Here is a 19,525-nt window from a genome sequence, read left to right on the forward strand (position 1 = left end):
TGCCCCCGACAGGAGTCGAACCTGCGACCTACGGTACCGGAAACCGGCGCTCTATCCACTGAGCTACGGAGGCGTACCGATCGACAATATCACTCGTCGGGGGTCGTCTCCGACCCACCCGCTTCGGTGACCGGCGCGGCGCGCAGCTCTTCGAGTGCTGCGGCGAGCTTCTCTGCCAGATACCGGTGGCCGTCGGTGGACGGATGCTTGCGCCCCACCTCGACGTCGATCACATCGAGGTAGTTCTGCTCGGTGATCCAGTTCCGGGCGATGGGGGAGAGGTACCACCAGCCGCGGGCCCCGGCGAGTTCGCCGAGATCCGTGTCGATGCGCGCGGTCGCAGCCCCGACCGGCAGCTCGTGCGGTGCCGGTCCCAGCACGACGATGACCGCGTCCGGATACGTGGCGGCCAGGGCGTCCCACGCCGAGGTCACGGCCTCACGGTAACCCTCGACGCCCTGTGCCCGGTCGTTGATCGAGCCCTGGATGATCACGAGGTCGGGTGCGAGCGAGGGGTCGAGTGCCGCGATGCGCTCTCCGAAGGTCGGGCCGTCGAGGCCGGGCTTGAGGTAACCGCTGCCGCGGACGCCGTTCACGATCGTCTCGCCGCCGATCAGATCGGCCAGGAGGTACGCGTAGCCGAGCGTCGGGACGGTCGCCGCCGAGCCGTAGGTCCAGCTGTCTCCGAACACCAGAACGGTCGGGTGGTCCGGCAGTGTGAGGGGAGCCGGCGCGATGGCTTCGGAGGCCGTGCCGGCGGCCGCGGCCGGGGCTCCCACGGGGGCGGCGGAGGGCGGTGGCGTCCATGGTCGCCACATGCCGACGACGCCTGCCGCGACGGCGAGGAGGAGGGCGATGGCGACCCCTGCGGTGCGCAGTCGACGACGGGTGGCGGGGGCCTTCATGGGATGAGAGTAGATCACTGCGCGCCGATTGCGAATTCCGCGCGCCCCGCGCCGTCGGACGGCCGGTCGCCGACCCGTAAACTGAGGGGGCTATGAACCCCGAATCCCTCGCCGCCGCTGTCCTCGCCGTCCTCGCTCCGATCGCCGAGGAACGACGTCCCGGCGAGCCGCTCGGAGTCTCCGTGAAGGACATCGTGCTGGAGCGTCCGCGCAACCGCGACCACGGCGACTGGGCATCGAACATCGCCATGCGGCTCGCGAAGCCTTTCGGTATGAACCCGCGCGAGCTCGCGCAGCAGATCGCCGACGGTCTCGCCGCTGTCGACGGCATCGCGAGCGCGGAGGTCGCCGGCCCCGGGTTCATCAACATCCGTCTCGATGCCGCCGCCGCGGGTGCGCTGGCCAAGGTCATCGTCGACGCCGGCACGGCTTACGGCACGAACACGTCGCAGGAGGGCGTCAGCGTGAACGTCGAGTTCGTCTCCGCGAACCCGACCGGGCCTCTCCACATCGCGCACACCCGTTGGGCGGCGCTCGGCGACTCGATCGTTCGTCTGTTGCTCGCAAGCGGCGCGCGTGCGGTGCGCGAGTACTACATCAACGACGCCGGAGCGCAGATGGACCGCTTCGCCGTCTCCATCCTCGCGGCTGCCAAGGGCGAGCCGACGCCCGAGGGCGGCTATCCCGGTGCGTACATCGCAACACTCGCCGGCCGGGTGCTCGAGGCGCGTCCCGACCTGCTGCAGCTTCCTGAGAGCGAGCAGTCGTCCGTCGCGCTCGAGCTCGCCTACGAGTTCCAGCTCGCCGAGATCAAGAGCTCGCTCGATCGATTCAACGTGCCGTTCGATGTCTGGTTCTCCGAGCGCACGCTGCACGCGAAGGATGCATCGGGCACGAGCCTGATCGATCAGGCCGTCGACCGTCTGCGCGAGCAGGGTCACGTCTTCGATGAGGATGGCGCCGTCTGGGTGCGCACGACCGACTTCGGCGACGACAAGGATCGCGTGATCCGTCGCTCGAACGGCGAGTACACCTACTTCGCCGCTGACGCCGCGTACTACCTGAACAAGGGCGACCGCGGCTTCCAGAACAAGATCTACCTTCTCGGCGCCGACCACCACGGCTACGTGCACCGTCTGAAGGCGGTCGCGGGAGCAGCGGGTGAAGACCCGGAGAAGAACGTCCAGGTACTGATCGGGCAGATGGTCTCGATCAACGGCGCCCGCCTCAGCAAGCGCGCGGGCAACATCATCGAGATGGACGACCTGCTCGACTGGCTGGGCACCGACGCGCTGCGGTACTCGCTGGAGCGCTCGCCCGCGGACTCACCGCTGGATCTGGACCCCGAGCTGCTGCAGAAGCGCACGAACGACAACCCGGTCTTCTATGTGCAGTACGCCCACGCCCGCACGCACAACGTCGCGCGGAATGCGGCCGACTCGGGCGTGGATCGCTCGGAGTTCGCGCCGGAGACGCTGACGCATGAATCCGAGGCCGCCCTGCTGGGAGCGCTGCAGGAGTTCCCCCGCATCGTCGCATTCGCCGCCGAGGTCCGTGAGCCGCACCGCGTCGCCCGCTACCTCGAGGAGCTCGCAGGGCTCTACCACCGCTGGTACGACAACTGCCGTGTGATCCCGCAGGGTGACGATCCGGTCGAGACCGTGCACCGTACGCGTCTGTGGCTGAACGACGCCGCCGGTCAGGTGTTCCGCAACGGTCTCGATCTCCTCGGAGTGCGCGCCCCCGAGCGCATGTGATGCGCGCGTCCGTCCGGTCGGGTACGGCAGGATGGCAGGCATGAGCGACGACAACCACACCCTGCCGTATCCGGACGCCTCGGCCGAGCATCCGACGCTCGTGATCCCGAGGGACGGCGCCGATCAGCAGGCCGATGCCGCTCCGCGCACACGCCGCCGCTGGCCGTGGGTGCTGCTGATCGTGGTGGTCGTGTTGGCGCTGCTCGTGGTCGCCGCCGAGTTCATCGCGCGCGCGGTGCTCCCGGGGATCGTGCGGTCGATCGTCATCGAGCAGCTGGATCTCCCCGCCGATCAGCAGCTCGACGTGGAGACGCAGGGCCTGCTGCTCCCGCAGCTCATCGGCGGTTCCCTCGACACCCTGCACCTGTCGACGGACTCGGTGACGCTGGAGGGCATCACGGGGGCGGCCGACGTCACCGCGACCGGAGTCCCGCTGCGCGGCGGCGACCTCGGCGGAGCCGCAGGCACGATCCGCATCGATCAGGCGGAGTTCACCTCCCTGCTCGCCGGCACCGAGCTGCCCGTCGAGTCGGTCGAGTTCGCGGCGCCGAACGCGACGGTGAGCGGCTCGATCAGCGTTTTCGGGGCCGCTGTACCGCTCTCTCTGACCCTCACGCCCGGTGCCGTGGAGGGCGACCTGGAGCTCACGCCGGTCGCTGCGAGCATCGGCGGACTCGACATCGACCTCGACCAGGTCGGCTCGACGCTGGGGTCGCTCGGCGAGGGCCTGACACAACCGCAGCGGGTGTGCATCGCCGATCAGCTGCCGGCCGGACTCACCCTCACCGGGCTGGAGATCGTCGACGGCGCAGCAGTGATCGACATCGACGTCGACGGCGCGATCGTCACCGACACGTCGCTGCAGGAGAAGGGCGTCTGTCCGAGCTGAACCGCTCGGAGCAGCACGGTCATCCGCCGCGTGCCTCCGTGATGCGCCGCGCGAGCCATTCGGGTCTCTGCAGCGGGATGCCGTGTCCGCAGCCGTCGACGACCTCGATCGTGCTCTGGGGGAGTGCTGCGTGCAGCGCCGCGGCCGAGCGCCTCATGAGCTTCTTCTCCGCGGCTCCGACCAGGATCAGTGCCGACCCGGGGAATGTCGCCCAGTCCGCAGGCGGCACGAATCGCAGGTTCTCCTCGACCGAGGTGAGCAGCGTCTCCCGGGAAAGGGCCGACGATGTCTGCAGGTAGTCGGCCATGTGCGACTCCGGTACGAAGAGCTCCCGGGCCTGCAATCGCGCGAACTTCTCGTTCTTCGCGAGCCCTGCGGTCGCGCCGAGCAGTGCCAGAGTCGGTCCGGTCATGCGCAGGGGCACGGCCTGTGCGCTGATCACGACGACCCGTTCGACGAGGTCGGGTCGCAGAGCCGCGAGCAGCACGGCGAGCTGTGCACCGAGCGAGAAGCCCGCGACCGTGGCCGGGCGGCCCTCGCCCTCGAGGATCTGCGTGAGCAGTTCGACGGTGTCGTGGTGGGAGGCGTAGTCCTCCGCCGCGCTGCGCCCGTGACCCGGGAGGTCCGGCACCAGCACCCGCGCCTGCGGAGGCAGGTGGGCGCGCATCGGCTCCCACATCCATCCGGCGACGCCCCCGCCGTGCAGGAGCAGCAGCGGTGGTTCGCCCGCACGCCCGAAGGTCTCCAGGTGCATCATGTCTCCGTCTCGAAGGCCGCGGCCATCCGCCCGATGGTGTCGATCGTGCCCTCCAGCAGGGCGGGGTCGAGCGGACCGAGCAGTCGTGCCGCCGACAGCAGTCCGATCGTCGTGCTCGACAGCGCCAGAGCAAGTGTGCGTGGATCGACATCCGTGACGATCAGCCCGCGCTCCTGCAGCTCACGGAACCACTGCACGACCCGCTGATGACGCTCGCGGTAGCGACCATCGGTCTCCTCCATCACGTGGGAGCCGAGGATGCCCCGATCGTCGAGGAACGCAGCGGTCATCAGCGGGTCGTCGAGCAGCGCCCGAGCCGTCGCCCGACAGGCGTCGCTGAGACGAGGATGGTCACCCAGCTCGCTTCGGACCCGGTCGGCCATGCGCACGTTGCCCTGCAGCAGCAGGGCGTCGAGGATTTCACGCTTGCCGGCGAACTCCAGATACACGGCACCCTTGGCGATGCCGGCGCGCTCGGCGATGGCGGCGACGCTCATGGCATCGAAGCCGTGCGCGAGCACGAGTGTTCGGGCCGCATCGAGGATGCGCGCGCGTCGGTCAGGAACGCGTGGTCGGGGCATCGGCACTCCTCAGCTGTTCGAGCATCGCCGGGATGACGATGTCGGGGCGGTCGCGCTGCACCCAGTGGCCGGCGCCGTGCGCGACCTCCAAGGTCGCCGATGGCAGCAGTTCGGCTGCCGTCTCGATGCGAGCGAGGGGGACTCCGGTGTCGCGATCGCCGTGCACCAGCAGCGTGGGCGTGCGGATGCTCGCGAGCTGATCCGTGTAGACCGTTCGCAGTCGATTCCAGAGCACCTGATCGCGCTGCCACTGGCCGAACGTCTCCAGGCTCGAGCCGCCGGCGGCTTCGGCGAGGACCGCATCGACGAGCTCGGGAGTGCGCGCCTGCGGGTTGCGCACGAGATCGCGGAGTCCGCGCTCCATTGCGGGGCGGTTCCGTGCGTACGAACGGGTCATCGCGCCCAGCAGCCCGGAGCGCAGTAGGAGGAAAGACATCAGATGGGTGATGCGACCGCGGAAACCGTCGGCGAGGCGGGGCATCAGACCGTAGCAGCCCAGGAGCACGGCGGTGCGAGCGCGGCCGGGCTGATCGAGCAGGTGCCCGACCGTCATCCCTCCGCCGAGGGAGAGCCCGGCGATCGCGTAGTCGCTGAGTGCGAGTGTGTCGACGAGCTCGCCGACGTGTCGGACGAGAAGCTCCTGCGTGAGCGGCCAGTCGGCCCGGGGGCTGTGTCCGAAGCCGGGATGGTCCGGCGCTATGACGCGGTGCCCCGCCTGCGTGAGGGCCGGTCCGACTTCGCCCCAGGAGAGCTCGGCGCTGTCGGCTCCGCCGCCGTGCAGGAGCAGCACCGGGATGCCGGTCTCCGCGACCGGCCGCCACTCCAGCGCTGACACCGTGGCGTGGGGGAGTTCGATGACTGTGCGGTGGGCGTCCATGTCGTCCTCTCGTTGTGACCAGAATAGCTGATCTGGTCACAACGAAGACGCGCGGGCTAGGCCGACTTCTCGGCGGACGCGGCCTCCTGCGCGGCGCGCAGTTCCGCGGTGGCGACCTTGACGTCGACCTCGGCGCGCTGCAGGCGTCGTTGGACGAAGGTCGTCGCTGCGAAGCGGGCGTGCACGCGATCGGACTTCTCCTCTTCGGCCGTCACGATGTACGCGCACGCGAACAGCATCACCTGCGCCGAGAAGTTCAACCAGATCAGCAGCGCGAGCAGCGAGGCGAAGGAGGCGAGAAGCGGGTTGCTCGTCGCGCCTCCCACGAACAGTCCGGACAGCTCCTGCAGGACCAGCAGTCCCACGGCGCCGAGCAGCGCTCCCGACCAGAGAGACCGCTTCGACGGTCGCACCCCGGAGAGGAGGAGGAACACGCCGATGATGATCGCCGTGTCGAGAGCGAACACGACGACGAGGGAGAGCAGGCGCACGGTCCAGGCCACGACCGGCGCATCCGCGGGTAGCCCGAGGAAGTCAGCGATCCACGACACACCCAGCTGTCCGACGAAGGTGACGGCGGCCGAGAGGATGAACGCCAGGCCGATGCCGATGGCCAGTGCGAGGTTGCGGAGGATCACCCAGATCCAGAGGATGTCGTCCTGCAGCGTGCCCGCGAGAACCCGCACGGCCGTGCGGAGCGAGCCGATGGCACCGAGTGCCGCGCCGACGAGAGCGATGAGCGAGATGATCCCGGCGAGCGACAGGGACGCGGGAGCCTGGAGGTCCTTCGTCTTGATCACACCGTCCTTGCCGATGAGCCCGGGCACGGCCGACTGCACGGCGTCGATGATCGCCTGCCATGCCACCGGGTTCCCGGCGAGCCACAGAGCCGCGATCGAGAAGCCCAGAAGCACCCCCGCGAACACGCTGAACAGCGCGCGATAGGTGACACTGTCGGCGAGCATCGGTCCCCGGCGCTCGGTGTACAACAGCGCCGCGCGTACCGGCCGGCGCGCGAGAGCCCACGCGATGACCGGTCCGGTGATGCGGGGGATCAGCCCCGGACGCGCGGAGGAGTCTTTCGTCGTTTCAGTGTTCGCCACGCCCCCACCCTAGGAGGCGGAGACGGGCTGTTGCAGGGGCTTGACGCGGCGCGTCACCATGACCAGGGAGACGCGGCCGGTGCCCTAGAATCGGGTCAACCTCGATGTGTGCGACCCCGCCCGAGATCCTTCCCACGATTGGTGATCAGTGCTTCTCCCTGCCGATTCGCTCGCTCCGGAATGGCTCACTGTGCCCGATGACGCCAATGACCTCGCCGACGGCGTCTGGCCGGCATCCGCAGTGCGCGATGCCGATGGGGTACTCGACATCGCCGGTGTCAGCGCCACCGCCCTCGCCCGCACCTATGGCACGCCGCTGCTCGTGCTCGACGAAGACGAGGTGCGCGGGCGCGCACGGCGGTTCCGACTCGCATTCGATCGCGCCGCCGCCGCCAACTCCACCACCGCGCAGGTGTACTACGCGGGCAAGGCGTTCCTGTGCACGACGATCGCACGCTGGATGGTCGACGAGGGGCTGCGCGTCGACGTCTGCACGGGGGGAGAGCTGGCAGTCGCCCTCGCCGCCGGCGTCGCGCCGGCTTCGCTCGGTTTTCACGGCAACAACAAGTCGGTCGCCGAGCTCGAGCGTGCCGTCGAGGTCGGCGTCGGGACGATCATCGTCGACAGCGCCATCGAGATCGAACGGCTCGCAGCGATCACGGCGCGCACCGGTGCGAGCCAGCGCGTGCTGGTCCGCGTGATCAGCGGCGTGCACGCCGAGACCCACGACTTCCTCGCCACGGCCCACGAGGACCAGAAGTTCGGTTTCCCGCTCCCGGAGGCAGAGAAGGCGGTCGCGCGCATCCGCGAGATCCCCGGTCTGGTGTTCGCCGGGCTGCACTGTCATATCGGTTCGCAGATCTTCGGCGTCGCCGGCTTCCGCGAGTCCGCGTCCCGCGTTCTCGACCTGCACGCCACTCTGCTCGAAGGCGGTCCGGTCCCGCAGCTCAACCTCGGCGGCGGCTTCGGCATCGCCTACACGCGCGTCGACGACCCGACCCCGATCGAGGAACTCGCCGATGCGATCGTCGCCTCGGTCGCGGAGGGGTGCGCCGCACGCGGCATCCCCGTTCCCGCCCTGTCGTTCGAGCCCGGCCGTGCCATCGTCGGCACCGCGGGCGTCACCCTCTACGAGGTCGGCACCACCAAGGACGTGACCGTGGCGACGGGTGCCGTGCGCCGGTACGTGAGCGTCGACGGCGGCATGAGCGACAACGCGCGTCCTGCGCTGTACGGCGCCCAGTACTCGGCGCGCCTCGCTTCGCGCGCGGGGTCCGGTGAGCCTCGCCTCAGTCGGGTCGTCGGCAAGCACTGCGAATCCGGCGACATCGTGGTCGACCACGAGTACCTGCCAGACGATCTGGTGCCGGGCGATCTGCTCGCCGTGCCGGCCACCGGCGCATACTGCGTCCCGTTGGCGAGCAACTACAACCACGTACCGCGTCCGCCGGTGATCGCCGTGCGCGACGGACACTCGACGGTCATCGTCCGCGGCGAGACCGTCGACGACGTGCTCGCCCGCGACGCGGGCATCGACGGGGCGAAAGCCCCCGAGGGAGACCAATGACCCACCTCCGAAGGAGCAACCATGACTGAATACCGACGACTTCGTGTGGCACTGCTGGGTGCCGGAGCGGTCGGCTCGCAGGTCGCGGCGCTCCTGCTGCGCCACGGCGACGAGCTGGCCGACCGTGCCGGTGCGGAACTGGAGCTCGCCGGCATCGCCGTGCGCGACGTGGACGCTCCGCGTGACGTCGACCTGCCCAAGGAGCTCTTCACCACCGACGCCGAGTCGCTGATCCTGGGCGCCGACATCGTGATCGAGCTGATCGGCGGCATCGAGCCGGCGCGCACCAGCATCCTGCAGGCGATCGGCTCCGGCGCCGACGTCGTCACGGCCAACAAGGCCCTGCTCGCCACGCACGGCCCCGAGCTGTTCGAGGCCGCCGACCGTGTAGGCGCGTCCGTCTACTACGAGGCCGCAGCCGCCGGAGCGATCCCGATCATCCGCCCGCTGCGCGACTCGCTCGCCGGCGACCGAGTGGTGCGCATCATGGGCATCGTGAACGGCACCACGAACTACATCCTGGACCGGATGGACTCCGAGGGCGCCGACTTCGCCGACGTGCTCGCCGACGCCCAGCGCCTGGGCTACGCCGAGGCCGACCCGACCGCTGATGTCGAGGGCTACGACGCCGCGCAGAAGGCCGCGATCCTCGCGAGCCTCGCGTTCCACACCGCCGTGCCGCTCGAGGCCGTCTACCGTGAGGGCATCACCTCGATCACGCCGTCCATGATCGAGGAGGCCCGCGCTGCGGGCTTCGTCATCAAGCTGCTCGCGGTGTGCGAGCGCATCGAGGCCAACGGTGCCGAGTCGATCTCGGTGCGCGTCTACCCGGCGCTCGTGCCGAACTCGCACCCCCTCGCATCCGTGCACGGCGCCAACAACGCCGTCTTCGTCGAGGCCGAGGCCGCCGGTTCACTGATGTTCTACGGCGCAGGAGCGGGTGGTGTCCAGACCGCCTCCGCCGTGCTGGGTGACGTCGTCTCCGCCGCCCGCCGTCACATTGCCGGCGGCGTCGGGGTCGGCGAGTCGACCAGGGCCAACCTTCCGGTCGTCCCGATCGGACACGTGACCACCCGTTACCAGATCACCCTCGAGGTCGCGGATGCGCCGGGCGTGCTCGCCACGGTCGCCGGAATCCTCAGCGACGGCGGAGTCTCGGTCGCGACGGTCGTGCAGACCGTCGAGGGAGAAGACGAGCCGACCGCCCGCCTGATCATCGGCACGCACCGCGCGACGGAGCAGGCTCTCAGCGCCACGGTCGACGCTCTCGCCGACAGCGCGGTCGTCGCCCGGGTCGTCTCGGTGCTCCGGGTGGAAGGCGAGTGACGATGGCGTCAGCCCTCGCCCCCGCCGAGGGCAACCCCGTCGAAGGCCGCACCGTCGAGGTGCGGGTGCCCGCCACGAGCGCGAACCTCGGACCCGGATTCGACACGCTCGGCCTGGCGCTCAGCATCTACGACACCCTGCAGGTCACGGCGCTGCCGGCCGGTGAACTCGAGATCGAGGTGACCGGTTCCGGTGCTGCCGAGATCCCGCGCGACGAGTCGAACCTCATCGTCCGCACGATCGCGTACGTGTTCGCCGACGCGGGCCGTCCGATGCCCGGCCTGCGCATCATCGCCGAGAACGGCGTGCCGCACGGTCGCGGACTCGGTTCTTCGGGTGCGGCTGTCGCTGCCGGCGTGCTCGCGGCGAAGGGACTGCTCGACGGCGACGTCGAGATCGACGATGCCGACCTCCTCCGTCTCGCCACCGAGCTGGAGGGGCACCCCGACAACGTGGCCCCTGCCCTGTTCGGCGGACTGACGATCGCGTGGATGGGGGAGCGCGGGCCTCAGCACAAGAAGCTGCTCGTGCACCGCGGCGTCTCGCCGCTCGTGCTCGTCCCCGCCTACACGATGTCGACCTCGCAGGCGCGTTCGCTGCAGCCTCCGCACGTCTCCACGGCGGATGCGGTGTTCAACGTCTCGCGCTCTGCGCTGCTGATCGCGGCCCTGATGCAGAGTCCGGAGCTGTTGCTCGACGCGACGGCCGACCGACTCCACCAGGACTACCGCGCCGAGGCGATGCCCGAGACCCAGCGGCTCGTGCAGGCGCTGCGCAAGGCGGGCTTCGCGGCCGTCGTGTCCGGCGCCGGCCCCAGTGTGCTCGTGCTGGCCGACGGGCCGGGCAGCCGTCAAGACGCGGTGGAGCTGGCCGATCGAGTCACCGACACCCCGTGGGAGGCGCTCCTGCTCGCCGTCGACGTGCGTGGTGGTACAGTGGGGACTCGAGCGGAGGGCTCCACGTAACTACGTGAATCTGGCCCCATTGCAACTCTTGCAAGACCCGCACGCAAATCCCTGTGGCACAAGTGCCGAGGCTGGCTGGCGCAGAGCGTCAGCCCGTGCGATCGCGCGCAGCACCCGTTGTGTGCGTTCAACGCTCATTCCCCATGACATATAAGGGAGTACTCGTGGAGAACCTCTCCGAGACCCAGAACGACCAGTCCGCTTCGGTTTCCGAAGCACCCGCGACCGAGGCCGCACCGGCACGCAAGCGGGCACCACGCCGCGCCAGCACCGCCACGGCGGCAGCGAAGGCCGAGGCGGCGAAGGCCGAGAAGCCCGCGTCGAAGACCGAGGCTGCGCCGAAGGCCGAAGCCGCGCCCGCCGAGGCGTCGGCCGAGACCACGGAGGCCGCGCCCAAGGCGAAGGCACCGCGTCGCAGCCGTGCCAAGAAGGCAGACGCCGAGGCCCCAGCAGCAGAAGCGGCTCCGGCAGAGGCACCGGCCGCGGATGCCGCTCCGGCAGAAGCGCCGGCGGAGTCGGCACCCAAGTCGACCGGCCGAGGGCGCCGTGGCGCCCAGAAGACCGCAGCCCCCGAGGCCGAAGCTGCGGATGCAGCGCCCGCTGCGGACACCGCATCCGACGCCGCCGCCGCTGAGCCCGCACAGAACGGCAACGCACGGGGCCGCAACGCGCAGAACAGCAACGCGCAGAAGAACAACGCGCAGAACAACGACGCGCAGAACAACGACGCGCAGAAGAACGACGCGCAGAACAACAACAGCGACGACGACTCCGACGGAGGCGAGGAGCAGGGTGGCCGCGGTCGCAACCGCAGCCGCAGCCGCAACCGTGGGCGTGGTCAGAACGGCGCAGCGCAGGAGCAGCAGGCACAGCCCGCCACCGATGACGATCAGGCCGGCGGCAACAACCGCAACCGTCAGCGCAACAAGCGTCGCAGCGGCGTCCCGACCGACGAGTTCGACACCGAGATCGGTGAGGACGACGTCCTGATCCCGATCGCCGGCATCCTCGACGTGCTCGACAACTACGCGTTCGTGCGCACCACCGGATACCTCGCCGGCCCCAGCGACGTGTACGTCTCGCTCGGCCAGGTGAAGAAGTACAACCTCCGCAAGGGCGACGCGGTCGTCGGCTCGATCAAGCAGCCTCGCGAGGGCGAGCAGCAGGGTCGTCAGAAGTACAACGCGCTGGTCAAGGTCGACTCGATCAACGGTCTGTCGGTCGACGACGCCGCCACCCGCGTGGAGTTCGGCAAGCTGACCCCGCTGTACCCGCAGGAGCGCCTCCGCATGGAGACGGCCCCCGAGAAGCTCACCCAGCGCATCATCGACCTGGTCGCCCCGGTCGGCAAGGGCCAGCGCGGTCTCATCGTCGCGCCGCCCAAGGCGGGCAAGACGATCGTGCTGCAGCAGATCGCGAACGCCATCGCGCAGAACAACCCCGAGGTCCACCTCATGGTCGTGCTCGTCGACGAGCGCCCCGAAGAGGTCACAGACATGGAGCGTTCGGTCAAGGGCGAGGTCATCGCCTCGACGTTCGATCGTCCGGCCGAAGACCACACCACGGTCGCCGAGCTCGCCATCGAGCGTGCGAAGCGACTGGTCGAGCTCGGACGCGACGTCGTCGTGCTGCTCGACTCGATCACCCGCCTCGGCCGTGCGTACAACCTGGCTGCCCCGGCATCGGGCCGCGTGCTCTCCGGTGGCGTCGACGCGTCGGCGCTGTACCCGCCCAAGCGGTTCTTCGGAGCGGCGCGCAACATCGAGAACGGCGGATCCCTCACGATCCTCGCCACGGCGCTGGTCGAGACCGGTTCCAAGATGGACGAGGTCATCTTCGAGGAGTTCAAGGGCACCGGCAACAGTGAGCTGCGCCTGTCCCGCGCCCTCGCCGACAAGCGCATCTTCCCTGCGGTCGACGTGAACGCGTCGAGCACCCGTCGCGAAGAGATGCTGCTCTCGGCTGACGAAGTCAAGATCACGTGGAAGCTGCGTCGTGCCCTCGCCGGCCTCGACCAGCAGCAGGCTCTCGAGGTGGTCCTCGGCAAGCTCAAGGAGACCAACTCGAACGTCGAGTTCCTCGTGCAGATGCAGAAGTCGATCCCGACGCTTCCCTCGGGCGCGCACGGGCACGACAACAACATCCGCTGAGCGGCTGAGCCGTGTTCGAGTCCGTCCAGACTCTGATCGACGAGCATCGCCGGGTGCAGGAGGAACTCTCCGACCCGGCGGTGCACGCCGACGCTGCCCGTGCGAAGCGCGTGAACCGTCGCTATGCCGAGCTTTCTCGCATCGTCGCCGCGTATGAGGCCTGGATCGCGGCGACCGATGATCTGGAGACCGCGCGCGAGTTCGCGCGGGAGGACGAGTCGATCGCGGCCGAGATCCCGGCGATGGAAGAGGAGCTGCAGACCGCACAGGAACGCCTGCGGCGCCTGCTGATCCCGCGCGACCCGGACGATGCCCGCGACGTGATCATGGAGATCAAGGCGGGGGAGGGTGGCGCGGAGTCTGCGCTGTTCGCCGCCGACCTGTTGCGCATGTACATCCAGTACGCGGCGTCCAAGGGGTGGAAGACCGAGCTGCTCGAGCGCAACGAGTCCGACCTCGGCGGCTACAAGGATGTTCAGGTCGCCATCAAGGGATCCTCGACCGACCCCGCCCAGGGCGTGTGGGCGCACCTGAAGTACGAGGGGGGCGTGCACCGCGTGCAGCGTGTGCCCGCGACGGAGTCGCAGGGGCGAATCCACACGTCGACGACCGGCGTGCTCGTCTTCCCCGAGGTCGACGAGCCCGAAGAGATCCACATCGACCAGAACGACCTCAAGATCGATGTGTTCCGTTCGTCCGGTCCGGGTGGGCAGTCGGTGAACACGACCGATTCCGCGGTACGCATCACTCACGTGCCGACCGGCATCGTCGTGTCGATGCAGAACGAGAAGTCCCAGCTGCAGAACCGCGAGGCGGGTATGCGCGTGCTGCGTGCCCGTCTGCTTGCGCGTCAGCAGGAGGAGCTGGACGCCGCGGCATCCGATGCCCGCCGATCGCAGATCCGAGGCATGGACCGCTCTGAGCGCATCCGCACCTACAACTTCCCCGAGAACCGCATCGCGGATCACCGCACGGGCTTCAAGGCGTACAACCTCGATCAGGTCATGGACGGAGCGCTCGATCCGCTGATCGAGAGTGCGATCACGGCAGACGAGGAAGCGCGGCTCGCCGCGGTCGGTTCCGACTCCTGACGCGCCGCTTGAGCGCTATGCTCGGGCCGTGATCACACTTCTGTTCCGCGGCCTCATGTACGTCGTGTCGGCCGGTCTCGGCCTGATCGCCGCCGACCTCGCCCTCGACGGGTTCCAGATCGAGTGGGACAAGTGGTGGGGCTTCGTCATCTGCATACTGATCTTCGCGATCCTGCAGAGCGTCCTCGCGCCGTGGGTGGGCAAGATGGCCACGCGCTACGCGCCCGTGCTCATGGGCGGCATCGGCATCTTCTCGACGCTGATCTCGCTCATCATCGTGGTGCTGCTGCCCATCGGAGGGCTGCGCATCACCGACCTCACCGGCTGGCTTCTCGGCTCGGTGATCGTGTGGCTCATCACCGCTCTCGGCAGCGTCCTGCTTCCTCTCATCTTCCTTCGCAAGAAGGCGGAGGCCGTCAAGACCACACGCCGCTAGGCCGTCGGGGCCCGACGCCGGTCAGATCGCGTAGTCCGGTGCGGTGAGCAGTGCCCTGGTGTCTTCGCCGGTATTGCGCTGGCGCGGCTTCGCCGGAACCCCGACGAGGATGCTGTCCGCCGGAGCATCACGGGTGACCACGGCGTTCGCACCGATGACGGAGCCGGGGCCGATCGTGATGGGGCCGAGGACCTTCGCACCGGCACCGACCGCCACTCCGTCGCCGAGCGTGGGGTGGCGTTTGCCGGAGGTGCGCGTCCGTCCGCCGAGAGTCACGCCGTGGTAGAGCATCACGTCATCGCCGATCACACTGGTCTCGCCGATCACGACGCCCATGCCGTGATCGATGAAGAACCGACGGCCGATGCGCGCGCCGGGATGGATCTCGATCCCGGTCAGCCAGCGCGACAGCTGCGAGCCCGCGCGCGCGAGCAATCGCAGTCGGCGTCGCCAGAGCGCGTGCGAGACGCGGTGCGCCCAGATGGCGTGGAGCCCCGGGTACAGCAGAGCGACCTCGACGGAGCTGCGTGCGGCGGGGTCACGAAGGCGAGCCGCCGCGACGTCCTCGCGCATTCGTCCGATCATGCCCATCGACGTCTCAGTCTTCGCGCAGGTCCTCGAACAGCGCGGTGGAGAGGTAGCGCTCACCGGTGTCCGGGATCACGACGACGATGGTCTTGCCGTCGTTCTCGGGGCGCGCGGCGACCTTGAGCGCCGCGGCGACGGCCGCGCCGGACGACATGCCGACGAGCAGGCCCTCTTTCGCGGCGAGCTCCCGGGCGACCCGCAGCGACTCGTCGAACTCCGCGGTCATGATCTCATCGAGCACATCGCGGTCGAGCACGTCGGGGACGAAGTTCGGCCCGATGCCCTGAATCTTGTGCGGTCCGGGGTGGCCCTCGCTGAGCACAGGGGAGTCCTTGGGCTCGACGGCGATGACCTGGATGCCCGGCTTCGCGGCCTTGAGGGCCTGCCCGGTTCCCGTCACCGTCCCGCCGGTGCCGACTCCAGCGATGAAGATGTCGACCGCACCGTCGGTGTCGCGGAGGATCTCCTGCGCCGTGGTCTCGCGGTGGATCTGAGGGTTGGCGGGGTTCTCGAACTGACGGATCCAGATCGCGCCGGGCGTCTCCGAGACGATGCGCTTGGTCTCCTCGATCGCACCGCTCATGCCCTTGGTGGGATCGGTGAGCACGATCTCCGCGCCGAAGGCCTTGAGCAGCACACGGCGCTCCTTGGACATGGAGGCAGGCATCGTCAGGATGACCCGGTAACCGCGGGCGGCGCCCACCATCGCGAGTGCGATGCCGGTGTTGCCACTCGTCGACTCCACGATCGTGCCACCGGGCTTCAGCTCGCCCGATGCCTCTGCGGCGTTGATCATCGCGATGCCGATGCGATCCTTCACGCTCGATGCCGGGTTGTAGTACTCGAGCTTGGCGAGCACGGTGGCCCCGAGGCCCTCGGTCACGCGGTTCAGACGCACGAGCGGCGTGTTGCCGAAAGCGGTCGTGATGTCGGAGTGGATGCCGGGCATGAGGAGCCTTCCTGTGCGGGGGTCGCTGCCGGTCCAGCCTAGGGGAGGGCCCTGTGGGCGGGGGCATTGTGACAGCCGTGCGCGCTCTACGCTGGAACCCATGTCCGACACCTCTCTCGCGGCGCTCGTCCGTGCCGCTGCTCAGCGCCTGGCCGACGTCGGCGTCCCCGATCCTCTGGTCGACGCAGAGCTGCTCGCGGGCCACGTGCTCGGTCGGCGACGCGGCGAGGTGCAGGCCGCGGTCATCCGCGGCGACGACGTCGACGACGAGACGGCGGGCGCCCTGGAGGCTCTGGTGACGCGCCGAGTCGCGCGCGAGCCGCTGCAGCACATCACCGGGACCGCCCCCTTCCGCCACCTCGAGCTGGCGGTGGGGCCCGGTGTGTTCGTCCCGCGGCCGGAGACCGAGACGGTGGTGCAGTATGCGATCGATGCGCTGCTGAACTCCGCGGAGCCCGAGCCGATCGGCGTGGACCTCGGCACCGGCAGCGGTGCGATCGCTCTCGCGATGGCGACGGAGGTGCCGCACGCCCGTGTCTTCGCCGCCGAGCTGTCCGAGGAGGCGCACGCGTGGGCCAGCCGGAACGTCGCCGGCGTCGACAACCTGACGCTCGTGCTGTCCGATCTGGGGGAGGCTTTCCCCGAACTCGACGGCACGGCATCGGTCGTCATCTCGAACCCGCCCTATGTGCCGGACGCCGCGATCCCGCGGGATCCGGAGGTGCGACTCTTCGACCCCGCGATGGCGCTGTACGGGGGAGAGGACGGCCTGGACATCGTGCGAGTGCTCAGTTCTCGGGCGCTCGCACTCCTGCACTCCGGTGGTCTTCTCGTCATCGAGCACGGCGAGCTGCAGGGGGAATCGATCAGGGACATCCTCGCCGCGGACGGCTGGCGCGCTCCGGCGACGCATCGCGACCTCACCCTGCGGGACCGCACCACCACGGCGCTCAGGCCCTGATCAGCTCCCTCTGAGCATCTGCAGCCCCCGCGCCGCATAGAATCGAACCGTCATGTCAACCATCTTCGACTGCCGCGATGACTCGCAGCTGCTCGCCGGCATGCGCCATGCGCGCCAGGCGATCGGCCGCGGCGAACTCATCGTGATGCCCACAGACACCGTGTACGGCGTCGCTGCCGACGCCTTCTCCCCGGCCGCCGTCCAGCGGCTGCTCGATGCGAAGGGGCGCGGCCGTGATCAGCCGCCGCCCGTTCTGATCGGCACGAAGGAGACGCTCGCAGCCCTGGCCGAGTCCGTCCCGGAGCCTGTCGAACGTCTCATCGACGCGTTCTGGCCCGGCGGTCTCACGATCGTGCTCCCCGCCCAGCCCTCTCTGGTGTGGGATCTCGGGGAGACGCTCGGGACGGTCGCGGTGCGGATGCCGGAGGGGCGCGTGGCACTGGAGCTGCTGGCCGAGACCGGACCGCTCGCCGTGTCCAGCGCCAATCTCACCGGCCAGCCCGCCGCCATCTCGGCCTCGGACGCGGAGCAGATGCTGGGCGACAGCGTCGCCGTGTACCTCGCCGATGGTCTGAGCAAGGACGGCATCGCCTCCACCATCGTCGACGCCACGTCTCTGGTTCGTCGGAGTGCGGATGCCGAGCCCGGCACTGTTCGCATCCTCCGAGACGGTGCGGTGACGCGCGAGCAGCTGCAGGAGGTGCTCGGCGATCTGCTCGAACCCGAGGAGCCGCAGGACGCGGAGCATGTGCATGCGGAGGAGCCGCAGGACGCGGATTCGTGAAGCAGTATCTCGCCACGGTCATCCTCACGGCAGCGATCACGTTCGCGCTGACCTGGGCGGTCTGGCGACTCAGCCTCCGGTTCAAGCTGTACCCCGGCATCCGCGAGCGCGACGTGCACACCACGCCCACGCCCCGCCTCGGCGGTGTGGCGATCTTCCTCGGCATCGCCGCCGCCTTCGGGTTCTCGGCGATCAACCCGTTCTTCCAGAGCATCTGGATCCCCCCGCAGACGATGTGGTCGATCCTGGGCGCCTCGCTGCTGATCGCGATCATCGGCGTGGTGGACGATCTCTGGGACATCGACTGGATGATCAAGCTCGGCGCGCAATTCCTGGCCGCCGGGCTCATCACCGTGGGCGGCGGACTGCAGATCCTGTCGCTGCCGTTCGGGGACCTCATCGTGGTCTCCAGCTGGCTGAGCATCACGATCACCATGTTCGCGATCGTCATCGTGATGAACGCAGTGAACTTCATCGACGGACTCGACGGGCTGGTCGCCGGGGTGTGTCTCATCTCGAACGGCGTGTTCTTCGCGTACTCCTACATCTTCACGCGTGACTCCGGAGCCTCGAGCTACTTCAACCTCTCCACTTTCCTCGCCGCGGTCCTGATCGGCGCCTGCCTCGGTTTCCTACCGCTGAACTGGAGTCCGGCGAAGCTGTTCATGGGCGACTCGGGTGCTCTGGTGATCGGCCTGCTGATGGCGACGTCGGCGATCTCCATCACCGGCCAGATGGATCCGTCGGCTCTGGACCCCGAGCGCCTCGGCCGCTCGCAGCTGATCGGTGCCTTCCTCCCGATCCTGCTGCCGCTGCTGGTGGTGCTGCTGCCGCTGCTCGACTTCGGTCTGGCGGTGCTCCGACGCATGAGCGCCGGCCGGTCGCCGTTCTCACCCGATCGCAAGCACCTGCATCACCGGATGCTGGACCTCGGCCACCGCGACCGCGACGCTGTCCTCATCTTCTACGCATGGACGGCCGTCATCTCGCTCGCCGTCTTGCTGATGTACGTCGGTGCACGGGAGGACTGGCCCGGCCAGTACCTTCCCGGCGTCGGCTTCGGCGTCGTGGGCATCGCCGCCTGCCTCGTCGTCACCCTGAGCCCCACCCGCCGCAGGAAGAGCGCAGCGGCCGCCGACACCGACCCGACACCCGTGGAGTCCTGATGAGCCCGAGCCCCGTTTCCAGCACGCCGATCCTGCGTCGCACCCTCATCTGGTCGGCGGTCGCCACCGCGGTACTCGCGATCGTCGCGGGCGGTGTCGGTTATGCCGTCGCCGGGGGAGAGGGACTCGTCAGCGGGCTGCTGGGCGTGCTGCTGGCCGCCGTGTTCCTGGCGATCACCGGCATCAGCATCCTCATCGCCAACCGTTGGTACGGGGACCCGATCTACGTTCAGCTGTTCTTCGCCATCGTCCTGGGTGGTTGGCTCCTCAAGCTCGGACTGTTCGTCGTCGCGATGATCCTGCTCGCGGGTCAGCCGTGGCTGGAGCCGATGGTGTTCTTCCTCTCGATCGTGGCCGGCGTGCTGATGTCCCTCGCGATCGATGTGATCGTGCTCACTCGTATGCGACTGCCGAACGTGAGCGACACCACGCTGCCGACCGAGGTGCCAGAGGACCGCGCCCCCGGCAACGCGAATCACATCGACGAAGGACCCGTCGACGGCGGCCCGCGGTCTTAGGGGACCCTCAGATTCTGATACTGTTGAAACGTGCCCGCCGCTCGCCCGCGAGCGCTTGCGCTGATTGCACACCGACCATCGTCGCCCCGGTTTAGACCGGTGCCCCGAAGCTGGAGCCCGCGCTGTTTAATCTTGCTGCGACCCTGACCCCCCGA

General features: G+C 69.0%; 19 protein-coding genes and 1 tRNA gene. 12 read left to right on the forward strand and 8 right to left on the reverse strand.

Annotated elements, in window-relative coordinates; all coding sequences use genetic code 11:
* A tRNA-Arg gene (locus ACIOTO_RS16930) sits at positions 1 to 73 on the reverse strand.
* Positions 74 to 89: 16 nt separating this feature from the next.
* A complete protein-coding gene (locus tag ACIOTO_RS16935; RefSeq protein WP_262000756.1) occupies positions 90 to 905 on the reverse strand; it encodes an SGNH/GDSL hydrolase family protein in 816 nt (271 codons plus the stop codon).
* A gap of 92 nt (positions 906 to 997) precedes the next feature.
* Between ACIOTO_RS16935 and argS the strand changes: the two genes are divergently transcribed.
* Both argS and ACIOTO_RS16945 read left to right on the forward strand, forming a co-directional pair.
* Positions 998 to 2,662 (forward strand): arginine--tRNA ligase, encoded by a 1,665-nt coding sequence (gene argS / locus ACIOTO_RS16940; RefSeq protein ID WP_400858684.1) that lies wholly within the window; start codon positions 998 to 1,000, stop codon positions 2,660 to 2,662.
* A 40-nt stretch (positions 2,663 to 2,702) separates the two neighbouring features.
* The gene (locus ACIOTO_RS16945; protein ID WP_372467083.1) at positions 2,703 to 3,551 is read left to right on the forward strand and encodes a DUF2993 domain-containing protein; all 849 of its coding nucleotides are present in this window, start codon (positions 2,703 to 2,705) and stop codon (positions 3,549 to 3,551) included.
* Between the two features lie 19 nt (positions 3,552 to 3,570).
* On the opposite strand, the gene ACIOTO_RS16950 is transcribed toward ACIOTO_RS16945, so the two are convergent.
* The 4 genes from ACIOTO_RS16950 to ACIOTO_RS16965 are packed head-to-tail and all read right to left on the reverse strand — an operon-like array spanning position 3,571 to position 6,869.
* On the reverse strand, positions 3,571 to 4,308 hold the full coding sequence (locus ACIOTO_RS16950; protein ID WP_400858685.1) for an alpha/beta fold hydrolase: 738 nt from the start codon (positions 4,306 to 4,308) through the stop codon (positions 3,571 to 3,573).
* Positions 4,305 to 4,889 carry a TetR/AcrR family transcriptional regulator gene (locus tag ACIOTO_RS16955; RefSeq protein ID WP_262000760.1) on the reverse strand — a complete coding sequence of 195 codons (585 nt, stop codon included), beginning with the start codon at positions 4,887 to 4,889 and terminating at the stop codon, positions 4,305 to 4,307. Before ACIOTO_RS16955 ends, ACIOTO_RS16950 begins: the two co-directional genes overlap by 4 nt.
* Positions 4,867 to 5,766, reverse strand: coding sequence for an alpha/beta fold hydrolase (locus tag ACIOTO_RS16960; RefSeq protein ID WP_400858686.1), 900 nt, complete (start codon positions 5,764 to 5,766; stop codon positions 4,867 to 4,869). Before ACIOTO_RS16960 ends, ACIOTO_RS16955 begins: the two co-directional genes overlap by 23 nt.
* Before the next feature lie 56 nt (positions 5,767 to 5,822).
* The gene (locus tag ACIOTO_RS16965; RefSeq protein WP_105709724.1) at positions 5,823 to 6,869 is read right to left on the reverse strand and encodes a YihY/virulence factor BrkB family protein; all 1,047 of its coding nucleotides are present in this window, start codon (positions 6,867 to 6,869) and stop codon (positions 5,823 to 5,825) included.
* Positions 6,870 to 7,017: 148 nt separating this feature from the next.
* On the opposite strand from ACIOTO_RS16965, the gene lysA reads away from it, so the two are divergent.
* From lysA to ACIOTO_RS16995, 6 genes are all read left to right on the forward strand, one after another.
* The gene (lysA, locus tag ACIOTO_RS16970) at positions 7,018 to 8,436 is read left to right on the forward strand and encodes a diaminopimelate decarboxylase (RefSeq protein WP_105709725.1); all 1,419 of its coding nucleotides are present in this window, start codon (positions 7,018 to 7,020) and stop codon (positions 8,434 to 8,436) included.
* Positions 8,437 to 8,457: 21 nt separating this feature from the next.
* A complete protein-coding gene (locus ACIOTO_RS16975; RefSeq protein ID WP_105709726.1) occupies positions 8,458 to 9,762 on the forward strand; it encodes a homoserine dehydrogenase in 1,305 nt (434 codons plus the stop codon).
* Between the two features lie 2 nt (positions 9,763 to 9,764).
* A complete protein-coding gene (thrB, locus tag ACIOTO_RS16980) occupies positions 9,765 to 10,727 on the forward strand; it encodes a homoserine kinase (protein ID WP_400858687.1) in 963 nt (320 codons plus the stop codon).
* A gap of 143 nt (positions 10,728 to 10,870) precedes the next feature.
* A complete protein-coding gene (gene rho, locus ACIOTO_RS16985; protein WP_400858688.1) occupies positions 10,871 to 12,877 on the forward strand; it encodes a transcription termination factor Rho in 2,007 nt (668 codons plus the stop codon).
* A gap of 11 nt (positions 12,878 to 12,888) precedes the next feature.
* On the forward strand, positions 12,889 to 13,968 hold the full coding sequence (gene prfA / locus ACIOTO_RS16990) for a peptide chain release factor 1 (RefSeq protein WP_029261872.1): 1,080 nt from the start codon (positions 12,889 to 12,891) through the stop codon (positions 13,966 to 13,968).
* 28 nt (positions 13,969 to 13,996) lie between these two features.
* A complete protein-coding gene (locus ACIOTO_RS16995; protein WP_400858689.1) occupies positions 13,997 to 14,404 on the forward strand; it encodes a hypothetical protein in 408 nt (135 codons plus the stop codon).
* Between the two features lie 21 nt (positions 14,405 to 14,425).
* Here the strand turns inward: ACIOTO_RS16995 and epsC are convergent, their stop codons facing one another.
* Together epsC and cysK are read right to left on the reverse strand one after the other, a co-directional pair.
* Positions 14,426 to 14,995 (reverse strand): serine O-acetyltransferase EpsC, encoded by a 570-nt coding sequence (gene epsC, locus ACIOTO_RS17000; RefSeq protein ID WP_029261870.1) that lies wholly within the window; start codon positions 14,993 to 14,995, stop codon positions 14,426 to 14,428.
* 7 nt (positions 14,996 to 15,002) lie between these two features.
* Positions 15,003 to 15,941, reverse strand: a complete 939-nt coding sequence (gene cysK / locus ACIOTO_RS17005) for a cysteine synthase A (protein ID WP_029261869.1) — start codon at positions 15,939 to 15,941, stop codon at positions 15,003 to 15,005.
* Positions 15,942 to 16,041: 100 nt separating this feature from the next.
* Between cysK and prmC the strand changes: the two genes are divergently transcribed.
* Genes prmC through ACIOTO_RS17025 form a run of 4 tightly spaced genes read left to right on the forward strand, consistent with a single transcriptional unit; the run spans position 16,042 to position 19,370 of the window.
* On the forward strand, positions 16,042 to 16,902 hold the full coding sequence (prmC, locus tag ACIOTO_RS17010) for a peptide chain release factor N(5)-glutamine methyltransferase (RefSeq protein ID WP_029261868.1): 861 nt from the start codon (positions 16,042 to 16,044) through the stop codon (positions 16,900 to 16,902).
* A 52-nt stretch (positions 16,903 to 16,954) separates the two neighbouring features.
* Complete coding sequence (locus tag ACIOTO_RS17015) at positions 16,955 to 17,686, forward strand: L-threonylcarbamoyladenylate synthase (RefSeq protein WP_400858690.1); 732 nt, start codon at positions 16,955 to 16,957, stop codon at positions 17,684 to 17,686.
* The gene (locus ACIOTO_RS17020) at positions 17,683 to 18,852 is read left to right on the forward strand and encodes an MraY family glycosyltransferase (RefSeq protein WP_029261866.1); all 1,170 of its coding nucleotides are present in this window, start codon (positions 17,683 to 17,685) and stop codon (positions 18,850 to 18,852) included. Before ACIOTO_RS17015 ends, ACIOTO_RS17020 begins: the two co-directional genes overlap by 4 nt.
* Complete coding sequence (locus ACIOTO_RS17025) at positions 18,852 to 19,370, forward strand: hypothetical protein (protein WP_029261865.1); 519 nt, start codon at positions 18,852 to 18,854, stop codon at positions 19,368 to 19,370. Before ACIOTO_RS17020 ends, ACIOTO_RS17025 begins: the two co-directional genes overlap by 1 nt.
* Positions 19,371 to 19,525: the final 155 nt, after the last annotated feature.

The organism is Microbacterium sp. NPDC087592, from assembly GCF_044743585.1.
Classification (GTDB): domain Bacteria; phylum Actinomycetota; class Actinomycetes; order Actinomycetales; family Microbacteriaceae; genus Microbacterium.

Excerpts from the sequence above, each read along its gene's own strand:
- ACIOTO_RS16955 (WP_262000760.1), bottom strand. The coding sequence starts at position 4,889 with ATGCCCCGACCACGCGTTCCTGACCGACGCGCGCGCATCCTCGATGCG.
- thrB (WP_400858687.1), top strand. The coding sequence starts at position 9,765 with ATGGCGTCAGCCCTCGCCCCCGCCGAGGGCAACCCCGTCGAAGGCCGC.
- ACIOTO_RS16935 (WP_262000756.1), bottom strand. The coding sequence starts at position 905 with ATGAAGGCCCCCGCCACCCGTCGTCGACTGCGCACCGCAGGGGTCGCC.
- argS (WP_400858684.1), top strand. The coding sequence starts at position 998 with ATGAACCCCGAATCCCTCGCCGCCGCTGTCCTCGCCGTCCTCGCTCCG.
- epsC (WP_029261870.1), bottom strand. The coding sequence starts at position 14,995 with ATGGGCATGATCGGACGAATGCGCGAGGACGTCGCGGCGGCTCGCCTT.
- prmC (WP_029261868.1), top strand. The coding sequence starts at position 16,042 with ATGTCCGACACCTCTCTCGCGGCGCTCGTCCGTGCCGCTGCTCAGCGC.
- cysK (WP_029261869.1), bottom strand. The coding sequence starts at position 15,941 with ATGCCCGGCATCCACTCCGACATCACGACCGCTTTCGGCAACACGCCG.
- ACIOTO_RS17015 (WP_400858690.1), top strand. The coding sequence starts at position 16,955 with ATGTCAACCATCTTCGACTGCCGCGATGACTCGCAGCTGCTCGCCGGC.
- ACIOTO_RS16975 (WP_105709726.1), top strand. The coding sequence starts at position 8,458 with ATGACTGAATACCGACGACTTCGTGTGGCACTGCTGGGTGCCGGAGCG.
- ACIOTO_RS17025 (WP_029261865.1), top strand. The coding sequence starts at position 18,852 with ATGAGCCCGAGCCCCGTTTCCAGCACGCCGATCCTGCGTCGCACCCTC.
- rho (WP_400858688.1), top strand. The coding sequence starts at position 10,871 with ATGACATATAAGGGAGTACTCGTGGAGAACCTCTCCGAGACCCAGAAC.
- ACIOTO_RS16950 (WP_400858685.1), bottom strand. The coding sequence starts at position 4,308 with ATGATGCACCTGGAGACCTTCGGGCGTGCGGGCGAACCACCGCTGCTG.
- ACIOTO_RS16945 (WP_372467083.1), top strand. The coding sequence starts at position 2,703 with ATGAGCGACGACAACCACACCCTGCCGTATCCGGACGCCTCGGCCGAG.
- ACIOTO_RS16960 (WP_400858686.1), bottom strand. The coding sequence starts at position 5,766 with ATGGACGCCCACCGCACAGTCATCGAACTCCCCCACGCCACGGTGTCA.